This is a genomic window from Desertivirga xinjiangensis, from assembly GCF_024436435.1.
Taxonomy (GTDB): domain Bacteria; phylum Bacteroidota; class Bacteroidia; order Sphingobacteriales; family Sphingobacteriaceae; genus Desertivirga; species Desertivirga xinjiangensis.
The window spans coordinates 494666-510769 of record NZ_JAFMZP010000003.1 but is presented as its reverse complement, the minus strand read 5'-3'; the positions used below and the strand labels follow the sequence as shown (position 1 = coordinate 510769).

Here is a 16104-nt window from a genome sequence, read left to right as displayed (position 1 = left end):
GGAGGATTTGAGTTAACCTAACAATAATTTTTTATGAAAAACACATTTCTATATACTTTAATACTTACCCTTTTCCTGATGGGTTGTGAAGAAGAAATTGCCAATCTGAGAGGGAATGAACCAGGACATCATAATTATATCCCTGTCGAGTTCAAGACACTAGTGTTTGGAGACGAGTTTGAGGGTGACGGATTGCCTGATGCCCAAAAATGGGGGTTTGAAATCGGGTTCGTCAGAAATAGTGAACTTCAATATTACACTAACGGCCGGTTGGAGAATTGTTATCAAAAAGATGGAAATCTGCATATCGTGGCACGAAATGATAACGCGTTGATAGATGGAGAAACTCGACCCTTTACATCCGCAAGTATAACTACCCGGGCTAAGGCCGGATGGAAGTACTGCCGCGTGGAAGTGCGGGCTAAACTCCCGGTAGCCAGGGGCACCTGGCCTGCAATTTGGATGCTGCCTGTATCGACTGCAATTTATGGCGGATGGCCTAAATCCGGAGAGATCGATATTATGGAAAACGTAGGGTACGATGCAACGAAGATGCATTTTACCGCGCATATGGAAAAGTACAACTATACTAAAAATAATGCCAAGGCAGCAACATTAACAACGACAACACCCGGCGATTTCCATGTTTATGCCCTTGAATGGCAACGCGACCGGCTGATATGGTATTTTGACGGAGAGCCGGTACATGAATACAAAACAGAGCTTAACAGCACCTGGCAGAGCTGGCCGTTCAATCAACACTTTTACCTGATCATTAACCTGGCGTTCGGAGGCGGATGGGGCGGACAGCAAGGTGTCGATCTGAGTAAACTTCCCTTAGATTATGTAATTGATTATGTTCGTGTATATCAATAAGTAAGAATATGAAAATAAGAACAAAAACAGGTTTATATATTGCAATGACCCTTGCTGCAATGTGTGTAGTGAGAGGCGCCGCAGGCCAGAATGATAAAGTGGGGCGTCGTCAGCCAGGGCCTGTGCCCGCCGGGTACACAAAGCTGGTCTTTTATGACGAGTTTGACGGTAAGGGCTTGCCCGATGCTTCTAAATGGAGTTTTGAAGAGGGATATCTTCGGAACGGTGAATTGCAGTATTATACGAAGGAGCGGAAGGAAAACTGTTACCAGAAAGACGGTAAGCTTTACATCGCTGCGAGGAACGACAGCGCACTGATCAGCGGAGAGAAGCGGCCGCTGACATCCGCCAGTATTCTGACTAAGGGAAAAGCCGATTGGAAGTACTGCAGGGTTGAAGTGCGCGCTAAACTTCCGATATGTTTAGGTAGCTGGCCAGCCATCTGGATGATGCCATCAGAAAGCACCTACGGTAAATGGCCTAAAAGCGGGGAAATCGATATCATGGAACATGTGGGATATGAGCCGGAAAAGAATCATTATGCCATTCATACGGAAGCGTTTAATCACGTGCGGAATAACGGTATCGGCTCAAATGTTTTTAATCTCACGCCCGCCGACTTTCATATATATGCTCTGGAGTGGCACGAAGACCGGATGGAGTGGTATTTAGATGGAAGAAAGAGATTTGTAACGAAGAAACCACAGAACTGCACCTGGGAAAACTGGCCTTTTGATCGTCCATTCTATCTCATACTCAATCTGGCGTTTGGAGGCGGATGGGGAGGAATGAAAGGGATTGATACCAGTCTGATGCCTCTCGAATATGCGATCGATTATGTCCGAGTCTACCAATAAATACCAACTAGCAAATCCATCTGAATGAAAAAGATAACATCAAGCCTGGCACTAAGTCTTCTTTTCCTTTCCGTGTCCGCACAGGTACCGGTTTATCTGGATGAGACCAAGCCTGTTAACTACCGCATTGAGGATGCCCTGTCGCGGATGACGCTGGAGGAAAAGATTGCCATGATCCATGCACAATCGAAATTCAGCACTCCAGGGTGCCCGCGTCTCGGGATCCCCGAACTCTGGATGAGCGACGGCCCTCACGGAGTGCGTATGGAGATTGCCTGGGATGACTGGACACATGCGGGCTGGACCAATGACTCATGTACAGCTTATCCTGCGTTAACGTGTCTTGCCGCTACCTTTAATCCGGAACTGTCATTTCAATATGGCAATGCGTTGGGAGAAGAGGCTCGTTTTCGAAAAAAGGATGTGATTTTAGGCCCGGGTGTGAACATATACCGTACGCCGCTCAGCGGGCGGAATTTCGAATATCTGGGGGAAGATCCATATTTGAGTTCAAAAATGGTGGTACCTTATATCCGGGGTGTACAGCAAAATGGTGTTTCGGCCTGCATGAAGCATTTTGCATTGAACAACCAGGAAGAAAACCGTGATAAGATCAATGTGGAAGTAAGCGACCGTGCGCTTTACGAAATCTACCTCCCTGCCTTCAGAGCAGGAGTGCAGGAGGGCGGTGTATGGGCGGTGATGGGTTCGTATAATAAGTTCAGGGGACAGTATTGTTCTCACAATGAATTATTGATCAATGAAATACTGAAAGGCGACTGGGGTTTTGACGGAGTCATGATGACTGACTGGGGGTCGGCCCATGATACCAGAGAGGCCGTGTACAACGGACTGGACATTGAAATGGGCTCGTGGACAAACGGGTTAACCTGGGGGGAGAGCTCGGCTTACGACAAATATTACCTGGCGCAGCCCTTTCTGAAGGCCATACAGGACGGAAAATGGCCCGAATCCCTGCTCGACGAGAAAGTACGCCGCGTACTGCGTCTGAACTTCCGGACGAATATGGACCGCAGCCGGGCTTATGGGAAAAAGCTGGCCCCTGAACATACCGCCTTGGCCCGCCGGATTGCCGAAGAGGGGATCGTATTGCTGAAAAACAAGGGAGAGTTTTTTCCGGTAAAAAGGTCGTATAAGAAAATCGCAGTAATAGGCGAGAATGCCGTTAAGCGGCTTTCCCAGGGTGGTGGCTCTTCTGAGTTGAAAGCCAGGGAGGAGGTGTCGCCGTTACAGGGTATGATCAATGAATACGGAAGAGAGAATATCCTGTTCACGCTGGGTTACGCCTCAGGAAACCCTGACTATAGTAGGGAATTGCCCTCCGGACTGGATGCAGATTCCTTAACACAGGAAGCTTTGAAAATAGCTAAAGAAGCAGACATCGTACTGTTTTTTGGTGGCCTGAACAAGAACTACAGTCAGGACTGCGAAGGCGGCGACCGAAAGAATATGGACCTGCCCTACGGTCAAAATGAACTGATAGAAAAAATACTCCGGGTAAATAAAAATACCGGGGTGATCCTGATAAGCGGTAATGCCGTAAGCATGCCTTGGCTGGGTAAAATAAACGCGCTGATACAGTCGTGGTATTTAGGCTCTCAGGCAGGGGCAGCGACAGCGGGCGTCATCAGCGGCCATATAAATCCTTCGGGTAAGCTGCCATTCAGCATTCCGGTGAAACTGGAAGATAACAGCGCTCATTATTTTGGTAAGCGGTCCTATCCGGGAGTGAGTGATACACAGCATTACGAAGATGATATTTTGATTGGTTACCGCTGGCACGAAAAGAAAAAAATTGACCCGCAGTTTCCTTTTGGATATGGACTTTCGTACACGACGTTCAGATACGGAAGAATTTCAACGGATAAAACGATATACAGCAAGGGCGATTCGGTAATTATTTCTTTTACTTTAAAAAACACCGGGAAAATAAAAGGGGCAGAGTCGGTACAGGTGTACATAGGTCAGGAAAATCCTTCAGTCATGCGTCCAGTAAAGGAGCTTAAAGCATTTAGAAAGTTGTTTTTAGAAGCGGGCGAAGAGCGGAGTACCAGGATCAGTATTCCGGTTGAAAGCTTTGCTTTTTACAACGCGAAGACAGGAAGCTGGATGTTGGAGGAAGATAAGTTTACGGTATATCTTGCATCTTCTTCACAAAAAACAGAATCATCTGCCACAATAAAGATCAGGAATTGAGGGAATCGCTAAAGAAGCGGAGATATTGGTCATCTTCCAAACCATCGGCAGAATTGCTGCTTCATTCTTTTGCTACCATATAGTATTGGCTGATGACACTGGAGGAAAAAGTCGGACAGCTCAATCTTCCGGCTGAGGGCGACATTATTACAGGACTTGGAACCAACGACAATATTACCGCAAAGATCAGAAAAGGTCAGGTTGGTGGTATGTTCAACATCAAGGGAGTGGAAAAGATTAGGGAGATTCAGCGTCTTGCAGTAGAGGAAAGCCGGATGAAAATCCCGTTATTATTCGGAATGGATGTTATTCATGGCTATGAAACGATATTTACCATTCCTTTGGGCCTGGCCTGTTCCTGGGATATGGCAGCAATTGAGAAAACTGCACAGATAGCAGCAAAGGAAGCCAGCGCTGACGGCATTAGCTGGACATTCAGCCCAATGGTAGACGTGGCGCGTGATCCAAGGTGGGGGCGGGTTGCGGAAGGCGCCGGTGAGGACCCTTTCCTGGGCGGGCAGATAGCTAAAGCCATGGTGAGTGGATATCAGGGAAGGGACAACAGTTTTTCTTCCAATTCCAATATAATGGCCTGCGTCAAACATTTCGCACTATATGGGGCAGGGGAAGCCGGCAGGGAGTATAACACGGTGGACATGAGCCATATAAGCCCCCCGAAGTCCTAAACAGGAAGTGTTATTAAAATGTTGGTACCTGTCGGTTCGTTATTCTGAATGCTGATACTACCCTTGTGAGCGTCGATAATACGCCGGACCTGGGTTAAGCCTATACCTAAAGAACGAGGCTTAGTGCTAAAAAACGGCTCAAACACCTTGGATAGATTTTCTTCACTGATGCCTTCACCATTATCAGACACCTCAACGATCAGCTTCCCTTCGCTTTCCTCCACTTTCAACGACACCCTGCAGGGCCCCACAGTAGCTTCCACGGCGTTTTTTAACAGCTGATGGATCACATATCCTAACTTATCCTCATCAGCATTTATCCATACCGGCCCATCATTCATAAAAAAAACTTCAACCTCGATATCATACCGGCTCTCAGCTTGCGCTGTGCAGGCATGAAGTAGGTCATTCAGGTTCGTCCGCTTGAGATTGACCAGAGGTGGTTCCGTACTTTTTATAAGCTGCAGCGTAAACTGATCTATTTTGTTGCAGTTTCTTTTGATGATATCAAGTAACATCAACTCCTCTGGGTTCCCGATACTTATCTTTAATTCATCTATAGCCAGGATTATATTCGACAGAGGGTCGTAGAATTCTAAAGCCAGATTTTTTGATATCCGCTCTATGGCATAAAGTTTCTGCTCCGGGGGCAACTGTCGCTCATTGAGCTTTTGTTGCGTCAGATCACGGATCATAGAATAATACAATTCATTATTCCCATGTTGCGTTATTTGCAAAAAAGAAGTCAGGCTACCATATTTTACATTTCCTTTACTGTCCACAAATTCGCATTCCATGTCCGTAACAGAACCTTTCTCTCCCATCGAACAGGTAAACCTGGTCCTTGTAGCTTTATCCTTGTAGAGTTCCGTGGCGTTTTTAGTTAAAAAAGTTTCCTTTCCAAGTCCAAAAAATTCAAAAGCGGCCGGATTTCCTTCGAAGATATTGCCTTCAAAGTCGGTTATGAGCATCGGATCTTTGGAGCGTTCAAAGATTATCCGGAACTTATTTTCACTATCCTTTAGTTTCTTAAGTGTCTTATGATGTTCGAAGGCGTAACGAATAGCTCTTTCCAAACTCCGGCTGTTGATCTCATCTTTTACTAGGTAGTCTGCCGCTCCGAAACGCAGAGCTTCATCGTCTATTTTACGGTCGCCCTTGCCCGTTAAAATAATGATTGGCTTGGTACAATTAGATTTTACTGCTTCATTGAGCAGATCAATCCCTGAAGATTCTCCTAAGCGATAATCTACAAGGAAAAGATCATGCTCAGACCTCAGCATAAGAGCAATGGCTTCCCCGTAGTTATTACACCAGGAAAGTTCATACTGGTACCTGTTGGTGCTTTCATAAAGCAATTCCCTTGTCAGAATGAAATCATCCTCATCATCGTCAATAAGTAATATTTTGACTACACTCATTATAATAAGTTAAACTATCCAGGTCCGGTAAACGGAGGCTGTCAAATCCACAAGCTCCGTGAACGAGGAAGGCTTGGTATAAAAACCTGCTGCCCCCATAGTTAAAACATTTTTTTCTTCTTCCCTTAGTTTTGAGGTTGTCAGTATAATCACAGGAATTTCCTTAAAGATATTCTGTTCTTTAAGATATTTCAAGACTTCTTTGCCATTTGTTTTTGGCATATTTAAATCCAGTATGAACAAGTCCGGTAATATCGCAGCTTCTCCCTTTGAAAAATCTTTCAAATAATTAAGAAGCTCTTCCCCGTTTTCAAAGAAAATAATCGTCGCCGATGTTTGATTTTCCTCAAATGCCTCTTTTATAAGTAGCCTGTCATCTGCATCATCTTCTGCTATTAAAATTACTTTATTCCTGATCATTTATATTTTATTCTACCGGTAAGAATATTCTAAATGTAGCGCCTTTGCCTTTTTCAGCGTCAGCTTCTATTAATCCATTGTGATTTTCAACAATCTTCTTACAAATTGCCAGGCCTATACCCGTTCCTTCATACTCGTTTCGGGAGTGCAGACGGTAAAATAAGGTAAAGATCTTGCGGTCGTACTGGCTATCGAATCCGATGCCATTGTCTGCAATTTCAATTTTACAATAATTCTTCTCATTTTGCAAGCCTTCGTGATCCTGGCCCGACACAGTAACGGACGTTACATTTATAAGCAAGGGTACTTCTTCTTTTGCAAATTTCAATGAATTACTGAATAAATTTTGAAACAACTGCCTTAATTGTGATGGCACAACCTTTAATTCATGCTTAACATCGACGTGCACAACAGCCTTTTTCTTTTCAATCGAGTATTCCAGATCTTGGATTACCTGACTTATAGTATACTCAAGCTTAAGCGGTTGCAATTCATCACCTGGCCTGCTGATCCTTGAAAAAGTTAGCAGATCATCGATCAATAACTGCATTCGCTCTGAAGCATTAGCCATCCGGCTGATGTAATCCAGACCTTCGCCCTCCAGAAGGTTTGCATATTTCATCTTAAGGCGTTCGCCAAACGCCCGTATCTTCCTGAGTGGCTCCTGGAGATCATGGGAAGCAATATAGGCGAACTGTTCAAGATCCTTGTTGGACCTGTTTAATTCGGTTACTTTTACTTCCAGGGATCGCTGAGTTCTTTCCAGGTCGGTAATATCATGCATCACCACCATCACTCCGAAGACTTCTCCCCCTGACACATAAACCGGCGTATAACTTATCTTAAAAGTCTTTTGGTTGATAAAGCAATGGAACCTGTTTTCGTGGCCAAGCAGCGCACTCTCAATAAACTCCGACGACTGCCTGTGGTCTACCGGGAAAACAACTTTATGAAAGCTGTCCACATCCAGGATCAGACTGCCAGGATCAACGCTCTTAACCGACGTGCCTTCAGCCAACAGCAGGCACAGGTTTTCGTCGAAAAGAAAAACGGCACTATCCGGAACGTTTCGGGCAATGGCCCTGTATATGCTCTCACTCCGTTCCAGCTTTAGTGATGTGGTTTTCAGTTCCGTGACATCCTGAGTATTCCCAAGCACTTTATTTACCCGGCCGGAAAAATCAGTCTTAAACGTTCCGTTTAATGACAGATACCTGATAGAGCCGTCAGCCCGCACAATTCTGTAGTCGATAGAGAATGGAGATAAGGTATTTTGGGTATCTGCCAGGGTAGTAACAAAATACTGCACATCATCCGGATGGATTAAGGTGAGATAGAACCGAAGATCAACCTCCGCAGACTCTGGCTCGATGCCGTGGATCCTATATAATTCGTCAGACCAGTAAAATGCGTTTTTCTCCTGCGACCATTCCCAGCTTCCGTTATGAGAAAGAGCTTCCGCCTCTTTCAACAGAGTTTCGCTCTGCACTAGCTTGAAGCTAGCCTCCTTCAAATCATGAGCAATCTTTTCGATATTTACAAGCAGGTCCTCCTGCCTGATCAGATTCTGCTCTGCCTGCTCGCGCGATAGCCTTTCCATCCGCAGTTCTTCCGAAAGCAGTTCAACATTTTTTTGACTGTTTCTATATTTAAAAAGGAGAACAATTAAGCCGGTCAGCACTGCCGGCAGCAGCCAGATAAAGAAATATATCATTATATCACTTATTCCAGATTGATTGCTTTCATTTTATTGTAAAGCGTTTTCCTGTCTATATTGAGGATTTTGGCAGCCTTGGTCTTGTTAAAGTTCACCTCTTTTAACACACGTAAAATAGCTTCATATTCCGCTTCTAAAGCAGCATCTTTTAAGCCTTTCTTGGTTGTCTCCTTCTTTTGGATGGTATCAACAGCGCTTTCTATTGCAGAAATACGGGCAAAAGTAGAAAGCTCAAGCGGCAGGGCTTTAAGCTGTATTTTATTGGTCTCTGTAAGTAAGGTTGCCCTTCTTATCACATTTTTCAGCTCCCGGATATTACCGGGCCAGTTATAGTTTAGTATACATTCTATAACGTCGTCTGAAAAACCCTCAACATGCCTGTTTAACTCTTTGTTGGCAACTTTCAAGAATGTATCGGCAAATAATAAGATATCATTCCCTCTTTTTCTCAGAGGAGGCAGATGTATACTAAATTCGTTAAACCTGTGATAAAGATCTTCCCTGAAGCGACCTTTAGCTATCGCATCTGCAAGATTCTCGTTCGTAGCCACAATGATCCGTACATCCAGATCTATTTCCTTCGTACTTCCAATACGCTTAACTTTACGTTCCTGGACGGTTCTTAATAATGCCGCTTGTATATCATAAGAAAGGTTCCCTACCTCATCCAAAAACAGGGTCCCCCCATTTGCCATTTCGAAGTGACCTATCTTGGTATACAAAGCCCCGGTGAATGAGCCCTTTTCATGACCAAAAAACTCGCTCCCCGCAAGTTCCTTAGTGAGTGAGCCGCAGTCCATTGCGATGAAAGGTTTATCTTTCCGGCTGCTTTTTAAATGAATGGCCTTAGCCACCGACTCCTTCCCTGTGCCACTTTCCCCGGTAAGTATAACGCTATAGCTGGTGGGAGCAATAACTTCGATCTGCTTCTGCAGCTCCCTGGATGCGGAGTCATCGCCGGTTACAAACTCTTCGGGAAAAGCACCGTTCGCCGTTCCCTTTTCTTTCCTGGAGCTCTGGCCCAAGCCGTTGTCACCGGGTAAACTTTTTGATAAAGCATCCTGTGTTTCCAGTGCTTTATTGATCGTATTCAGAATCTCATCGGGGTACAGGGGCTTGGTGATATAATCGTAGGCCCCCATTTTGATTAGTTCTACAGCAAGCTTGATATCCGAATATCCTGTTATGATGATCACCCCTGTTGCGGGATATGCAGCCTTTATTTTTTTGAGCATCTCACGCCCATCGGTATCTTCCAGCCTGAAGTCGCATAGTACCAGATTAAACCGTTCTTTCGCAAGCATGTCCAGGGCGGCGTTACCATGAGTAGCCGTTTCAACCTCAAAACCGTTCCGGGTCAAAAACTTAGAAAGAAGCAATCCGATATTTATCTCATCATCAACTATTAAAATCCTTTTCATAACAAGTAAATTGTGATAAAGATAATTCTTAAAAAATTAAACTGGGTAATTTTTTCTACAATATTTAATTTTCCGGCTGTATTTTTCGTTCTCTAGGTGCCATCCTTTAAAGTTTAAAACAATTATTCAATTATGACTTTAAATATATGACAACATGTACTGGCAATAAAAACAAATCTTGTTGTCTCAAAGAGGATTTTGCTACTTTTGTAGCCTTTTAATCAAAACATGAGCGAAGAACGATCATTGAATTTCCTTGAGGAAATAATTGAAGACGATATCAAAAATGGCAGGAATGATGGCCGGGTACATACGCGTTTTCCACCTGAACCCAACGGGTATCTTCATATCGGCCATGCTAAATCTATTTGCCTCAATTTTGGACTTGCCCTTAAGTATAATGGCAAAACAAACTTACGTTTTGACGATACTAATCCTGAGACCGAAGAGACCGAATATGTAGAAAGCATAAAAGAGGACGTTAAATGGCTGGGCTTTAACTGGGAAAACGAGTTATACGCATCAAACTATTTTGATGAGCTTTATGCCTTCGCTGTAAAGCTTATAGAAAAAGGCCTGGCATACGTTGACGATAGTAGTCCTGATGAAATTGCAGCCCAAAAAGGCAGCCCTACTGAGCCAGGAACACCTTCGCCATACCGCGACAGAACAATTGAAGAGAACTTACGCCTGTTCTCGGAGATGAAGGACGGCAAATACCTTGACGGCGAAAAAGTATTGAGAGCCAAGATAGATCTTTCTTCCCCAAATATGCATCTTCGAGACCCCTTGATGTACCGGATCAGACATGCTAAGCATCACCGCACAGGTGATAAATGGTGCATCTATCCCATGTATGATTTTGCACACGGACAGTCGGATGCGATAGAGAAGATCACGCACTCTATCTGTACTCTTGAATTTATCCCCCACCGCCCCTTGTATGAATGGTTTATAGATAAACTTGACATCTTTCCAAGCAGGCAGTATGAATTTGCCCGCCTTAACATGACCTATACGGTTATGAGTAAGCGCAAATTACTTCAACTGGTAAATGAAGGCTTCGTAAATGGCTGGGACGATCCCCGCATGCCTACAATAAGTGGTTTGCGCCGCAGAGGTTTTACAGCCGCTTCTATCCGTGATTTCTGCGACCGCATTGGAGTAGCAAAGCGCGAAAATAGTATTGACGTTAGCCTTCTGGAGTTCTGTATACGTGAAGATCTGAATAAAAAGGCCTGGCGGCGTATGGCTGTTCTCGATCCGATCAAACTCGTTATTACAAACTACCCTGAAGGTGAAGAGATTCTTCATGGGGAAAATAACCCCGAGGAAGAAGGGGGCGGCGGATCCCGCGATATTCCATTTGGCCGTGAGCTCTGGATAGAAAGGGAGGATTTTATGGAAAACGCTCCAAAAAAATTCTTCCGTCTTGCACCTGGTCTAATGGTACGTCTGAAACACGCTTATATTATTAAATGCGATGATTTCGTTAAGGATGAAAGCGGCAACATTACAGAAGTACATTGTTCTTACTTTCCTGAATCAAAATCGGGTCAGGATACTTCCGGAATCCATGTAAAAGGCACAATACACTGGGTTAGTATACCGCATGCAGTAACAGCCGAAGTTCGAATCTACGACCGCTTGTTCAGATCTGAGGACCCGGCGGCTAACGGAGAAGACTTTAAAGAACTTATTAATCCCGAAAGCCTTCAGACCATTCCTCAGATTTATATTGAACCCGACCTGGCGAAGGCAGAACAAGGGGTAGGATATCAGTTTATCCGTAAAGGATATTTTACCCTCGACAAAGATTCGTCTGCCGGGAAACTGGTATTCAACCGGACTGTGAGTTTAAAAGATACCTGGGCAAAAGAAGTGAAGAAGGGATAATCATAAGGGAAACAGGAAAGCACTCAGTAGCCCCTGTTTTCCAGCTCCGGCATCAAGCACGAACATTATGGCAACTTTACCTCCTTTAGCTGAAAGAATGCGTCCGGCGAACCTGGACGAGTATGTTGGCCAACAGCACCTGGTAGGCCAGAATGCAATTTTGCGCAGAGCGATAGAGAGCGGAAATCTTCCTTCACTCATTTTGTGGGGTCCTCCGGGTGTGGGTAAAACCACCCTGGCTTATATTATTTCCCAACAATTACAACGTCCATTCTTCAGTCTCAGCGCCATCAATTCTGGTGTTAAAGATGTCAGGGAAGTGATCGAAAAAGCGGCCCGCCTCAAAGAAACCGAAGAAAATCTTCCCGTACTCTTCATTGATGAGATACATCGTTTCTCCAAATCGCAGCAAGACTCCTTACTTGGAGCTGTAGAGCGAGGCTTGGTTACCCTTATCGGAGCGACCACCGAGAATCCTTCTTTTGAAGTCATCTCGGCTTTATTATCGAGGTGCCAGGTCTACATCTTAAAACACCTGACGGAAGATGACCTGGTTCAGCTTATAAACCGGGCAATAGCCGGCGACAAATATCTTTCCCAGAAAAAGATAACCATAGCAGAACATGAAGCTTTGCTACGCCTAAGCGGGGGCGATGCACGGAAATTGCTGAACGTTCTGGAGCTTGTAATAAATGCAATAGGAAAAGACGAGATCGCCATCTGCAATAAGCTGGTTCTCGATAATGTCCAGCAAAACCTTGCCCTGTATGACAAAGCCGGCGAGCAGCACTATGACATCATCTCCGCTTTTATAAAATCTATCCGGGGAAGCGATCCTAATGCAGCTGTGTACTGGCTGGCCCGAATGATTGCCGGCGGAGAAGATCCTAAATTTATTGCCAGGCGACTACTTATTCTCGCATCTGAGGATATAGGCAACGCAAATCCCAACGCCTTGCTTCTGGCTAATACCTGCTTTCAGGCTATTAACGTTATCGGCTGGCCCGAATCAAGAATTATCCTGTCTCAAACCGTAACGTATCTGGCCTCTTCTGCAAAAAGCAATGCCAGCTACGAAGCCATTAACAAAGCGCAGGAAATTGTATCACGTACAGGAGATTTGCCCGTCCCCCTTCACCTTCGCAATGCGCCAACTAAGCTTATGAAAAACATTGGCTATGGAAAAGAATATGCGTATTCTCATTCTTACGAAGGTAACTTTAAGGAGCAGGAGTACTTTCCCGACAAGCTGGCAGGCACACGCTTGTTTGAACCCGGCAACAATGCCGCCGAACTTAAGTTAAGAGAACATCTTAAACGGCTTTGGAAAGATAAGTATGGTTATTAGATGGCTTGCTCAGTTTTTCTATAGCACAGGCGTACGTGTGCCAATCAACCGGCTACTTACTCCACCGGCTCCACTCTAATCCCCACATCACTAATCTCACGAAGCGGATTATCCCTCATATTCTGCTCAAACTCAAAAACATAAGTCCCTGCCTTTGGAAACTTATATTTTTCTTTAAACAAAAGCTGATATGAATAAAGGTTTCCTGAACCACTTCCCAGCCACTCACCATCAGGATAAGCCAGCTGAAACTCCCGGCGTTCTGTGATGGTCTTTAAGCCTGGTGATCGTTGATGTATCAGCACAAAAATATTCGAGTACTTATAATCCGCAGTATGTCTGAGATTGAAATAAACATTATATAGTTTATTTGCATTATCAATTTTTACGGGAAAAGTAACACGTTTAATATAGCTCCAGTTTTTCCCGGTAATCTCCGTGCTGGTATCTATCAGCGCACTATCCGTACATCCAACTAAATAAATAGAACACAACAAGAGTAAAGAAAACCTGAGATCAGCAAAGACTGACTTATTCATTTGACTTCGGCTTGTTATTATTTTTATGTCTTCTTTGATTGTTTCTATTATTAGGGCGACGGCTACCCTGGCCCTGACCACCTTGACCTCCACCTTGCTGATTCCCATCAGTCGCCTTCGGCTGCTGAGGTTTCGCAGCTACTGCCGGCTTAGCAGCAGCGTTATCTTTAGGCCCTGCTTCTTGCTTCCTTTGACCGCCCTGATTGCCTTCAGGCCGTCCTCCACCCTGTGGTTTGCGTTTCTTTTTACGTTTATTTCCTCTGTCGTCAAGCCTTGTTATGCTGTCCTGTCCCACCACATTTTCGTAGTCAAGCACTTTGGTAACCTGTACCGGTTCTATTTCAACCGCTTCATCTTTCAGATCTTCAGGCTTAATTCCTTCACGGTTTAATTGCTGGATTTCCCTCACCCTTTTTATTTCCACCGGGATCCAGCTCTCCTCGTTGGGGTAACTGAACCACATTAACTTCTTAAAGATATCCGTTTTCTGCAGCCTTGCCATTCCTTTACCAGTTTCAAGCCTGTCAACGTCATCCGGAATATCCTTTAAGGCATCCATATAGGTATCAAGCTCGTAGTTCAGACAGCATTTCAGCTTTCCGCACTGTCCGGCAAGTTTCAAGGTATTTAAAGAAAGGTTTTGATAACGTGCGGCGGAAGTAGAGACTGTTTTAAAGTCAGTGAGCCAGGTAGAGCAGCATAACTCGCGTCCGCAAGATCCCAATCCGCCAAGGCGACTGGCTTCCTGCCTCATACCTATCTGGCGCATCTCTATCCGTATACGGAAAGACTCGGCCATTTTCTTTATCAGCTCCCGAAAGTCTACCCTTCCTTCTGCGGTATAATAAAATGTCGCTTTAGACTTATCGCCCTGGTAATCAACATCACTCAGCTTCATAGACAGGCCCAGGTTTAAGGCTAATGTCCTCGCTTTATGCATAGTTTCCCATTCCAGGTCTTTTGCAGCTTTCCACTTATCTACATCTGCAGGACTTGCACGGCGGATGATCTTCTTGACGATATCTTCCATTTTTTGATGCTTCTTTTTTATCTGCATCCGCACCAGTTCACCCGTAAGAGAAATATGCCCGATATCGTAGCCTCCGGTAGCCGTTTCCACCACTACCAACTCGCCATTTTCAAGGTACAGATTCTCATGGTTAATGTAGAAATCCTTACGTGAACCCTTGAACTTTACTTCAACGATATTGAAAGCTTTATAATTTGATGGCATATCCATATCAGACAGCCAGTCGTAAACATCTAATTTACTGCACCCGTTAGTAAGGCAAGAGCCGTTACTTTTGCAGCCAGCAGGCGTACAACCGCCTCCTGTTGAACATGATCCACATCCCATTTAGTTTATTATATAGTGAGTCCCTTTCGGGAGCGTATTGTATTTTAAGATTTTTATAAACTGTAAAGATACATCTAAAAATAAGATTTTAGGATTCGCATTTCTTTCAATGTGATAATGTGCCTTTTCCAGTTCGTTTATAATTGCTTCTGCTTTCGCAGGATTAACTGTTTTGCTAAAATTAACCACGAATTCTTTTTCGTTTGCCGGAAGATGTACCAGGTCGGCGGCTCCCGATAAAACCATAAGCACTTCGCGCATCAGCTTCATGCCATACCGCAAAAAGTTCTTTTGATTTTCGCGACCCATTTTAGAGGCGTTGTCCGAAAACTCGATCGTTATCAAACCACGGTTTGTAAAACACATCCTTAACCAGTCTGAAAATAGGCCAAAGTTGTTGTTCCCATCCTCTTCACTCAGTGCGATAGCCCTCTGAATATTCCCTTCACTCAGGTAAGCTACCCTCATTGCCTGCTCTTCGTTCATGTGATGCTTATTTACCAGGTATTCTGCCACATCCTCATCACTTAAACGATGAATCTTCACTAATTGTGTGCGCGACAAAATAGTATTTAATATTTGATCCTGGTTTTGAGCCACCAGCAGGAAAAGAGTTTTCTGCGGAGGTTCTTCTATGAGTTTAAGTAAAGTGTTCCCTTCCTTATCAAGGTATTCCGGAAGCCACATGATCAGCACTTTGTACTCGCCTTCAAAAGCCTTCAGGCTTAGCTTGCTGATTATCTGATGGCATTCAGCGATATTTATATTTGCCTGCTTGTTCTCGGCATCGAGCTGATTTCTCCATTCATCAAGGCTCAGGTAAGGATTTTTCAGAAAAGCTTTCCGCCATTCTTCAATAAAACTCAGTGCGGTATCCTCCCTGTTCTTTGCAAAGAACGGATAAGAGAAATGCAGGTCAGGGTGAATAAGCTTTTTATATTTGCGGCAGGAGTCGCACACATCGCAACTATCCTCAGCAGCAGGGTTTCGACAGGAAATAAACTGGGCATAAGCAAGCGCCAGAGCCAGGCTTCCAGAACCTTCCGGACCCAGGAATAACTGCGCATGGCTGATCCTGTTCTCCCGAACGGTTTGAATCAAATGTTGCTTTACCTGCTGTTGTCCTACTATCTCACTAAACTGCATGAGGTGCAAAATAAGAAATAGATATGAAATATCTAAGAGTTATGGGCTAAAAGCATGAGGTGCTGGGAATGATAGATATGAAATACCTATAAATTATGGACCAAAGCAGAAGGTGCTGGGATAATAGATATGCATATCGAAGAAAGTCGGTTTTTAGCACGCGCGCTAGCGTACGCTAACCAGGCGGTACTAGTCTATGCTGC

12 protein-coding genes and 1 pseudogene are annotated in these 16104 nt (G+C 44.4%); 6 read left to right on the top strand and 7 right to left on the bottom strand.

The genetic code is table 11. From position 1 onward, the window contains the following. Nucleotides 1–33 precede the first annotated feature (33 nt). The 4 genes and pseudogenes from J3P37_RS10395 to J3P37_RS10380 form a co-directional block, all read left to right on the top strand. Nucleotides 34–876 carry a glycoside hydrolase family 16 protein gene (locus J3P37_RS10395; protein WP_256011044.1) on the top strand — a complete coding sequence of 281 codons (843 nt, stop codon included), beginning with the start codon at nt 34–36 and terminating at the stop codon, nt 874–876. An 8-nt stretch (nt 877–884) separates the two neighbouring features. Further along, nucleotides 885–1733: a glycoside hydrolase family 16 protein gene (locus tag J3P37_RS10390; RefSeq protein ID WP_256011043.1), complete on the top strand. Its 849-nt coding sequence runs from the start codon at nt 885–887 to the stop codon at nt 1731–1733. A gap of 24 nt (nt 1734–1757) precedes the next feature. Continuing rightward, complete coding sequence (locus J3P37_RS10385) at nt 1758–3950, top strand: glycoside hydrolase family 3 C-terminal domain-containing protein (RefSeq protein ID WP_256011042.1); 2193 nt, start codon at nt 1758–1760, stop codon at nt 3948–3950. 92 nt (nt 3951–4042) lie between these two features. Next, nucleotides 4043–4612: pseudogene (locus J3P37_RS10380) on the top strand (glycoside hydrolase family 3 N-terminal domain-containing protein); the annotation flags it as partial. A 20-nt stretch (nt 4613–4632) separates the two neighbouring features. Here the strand turns inward: J3P37_RS10380 and J3P37_RS10375 are convergent. The 4 genes from J3P37_RS10375 to J3P37_RS10360 are packed head-to-tail and all read right to left on the bottom strand — an operon-like array spanning nt 4633 to nt 9615. Then, nucleotides 4633–6057, bottom strand: coding sequence for a hybrid sensor histidine kinase/response regulator (locus tag J3P37_RS10375; RefSeq protein ID WP_256011041.1), 1425 nt, complete (start codon nt 6055–6057; stop codon nt 4633–4635). Nucleotides 6058–6066: 9 nt separating this feature from the next. Then, nucleotides 6067–6477 carry a response regulator gene (locus J3P37_RS10370; protein ID WP_256011040.1) on the bottom strand — a complete coding sequence of 137 codons (411 nt, stop codon included), beginning with the start codon at nt 6475–6477 and terminating at the stop codon, nt 6067–6069. Nucleotides 6478–6484: 7 nt separating this feature from the next. Further along, on the bottom strand, nt 6485–8191 hold the full coding sequence (locus J3P37_RS10365; protein ID WP_256011039.1) for a sensor histidine kinase: 1707 nt from the start codon (nt 8189–8191) through the stop codon (nt 6485–6487). Between the two features lie 8 nt (nt 8192–8199). Continuing rightward, nucleotides 8200–9615 (bottom strand): sigma-54-dependent transcriptional regulator, encoded by a 1416-nt coding sequence (locus tag J3P37_RS10360; RefSeq protein ID WP_256011038.1) that lies wholly within the window; start codon nt 9613–9615, stop codon nt 8200–8202. Nucleotides 9616–9843: 228 nt separating this feature from the next. Between J3P37_RS10360 and J3P37_RS10355 the strand changes: the two genes are divergently transcribed. Both J3P37_RS10355 and J3P37_RS10350 read left to right on the top strand, forming a co-directional pair. Continuing rightward, nucleotides 9844–11511: a glutamine--tRNA ligase/YqeY domain fusion protein gene (locus J3P37_RS10355; RefSeq protein ID WP_256011037.1), complete on the top strand. Its 1668-nt coding sequence runs from the start codon at nt 9844–9846 to the stop codon at nt 11509–11511. Between the two features lie 67 nt (nt 11512–11578). After that, on the top strand, nt 11579–12859 hold the full coding sequence (locus tag J3P37_RS10350; protein ID WP_256011036.1) for a replication-associated recombination protein A: 1281 nt from the start codon (nt 11579–11581) through the stop codon (nt 12857–12859). A 56-nt stretch (nt 12860–12915) separates the two neighbouring features. Here J3P37_RS10350 and J3P37_RS10345 read toward each other — a convergent pair whose 3' ends face one another. The 3 genes from J3P37_RS10345 to J3P37_RS10335 are packed head-to-tail and all read right to left on the bottom strand — an operon-like array spanning nt 12916 to nt 15901. Then, a complete protein-coding gene (locus J3P37_RS10345; protein ID WP_256011035.1) occupies nt 12916–13398 on the bottom strand; it encodes a gliding motility lipoprotein GldH in 483 nt (160 codons plus the stop codon). After that, a complete protein-coding gene (locus J3P37_RS10340; protein ID WP_256011034.1) occupies nt 13391–14755 on the bottom strand; it encodes a PSP1 domain-containing protein in 1365 nt (454 codons plus the stop codon). The genes J3P37_RS10345 and J3P37_RS10340 overlap by 8 nt, the downstream gene beginning before the upstream one ends. Beyond that, on the bottom strand, nt 14756–15901 hold the full coding sequence (locus J3P37_RS10335) for a DNA polymerase III subunit (RefSeq protein ID WP_256011033.1): 1146 nt from the start codon (nt 15899–15901) through the stop codon (nt 14756–14758). It lies immediately after the preceding gene. Nucleotides 15902–16104 lie beyond the last annotated feature (203 nt).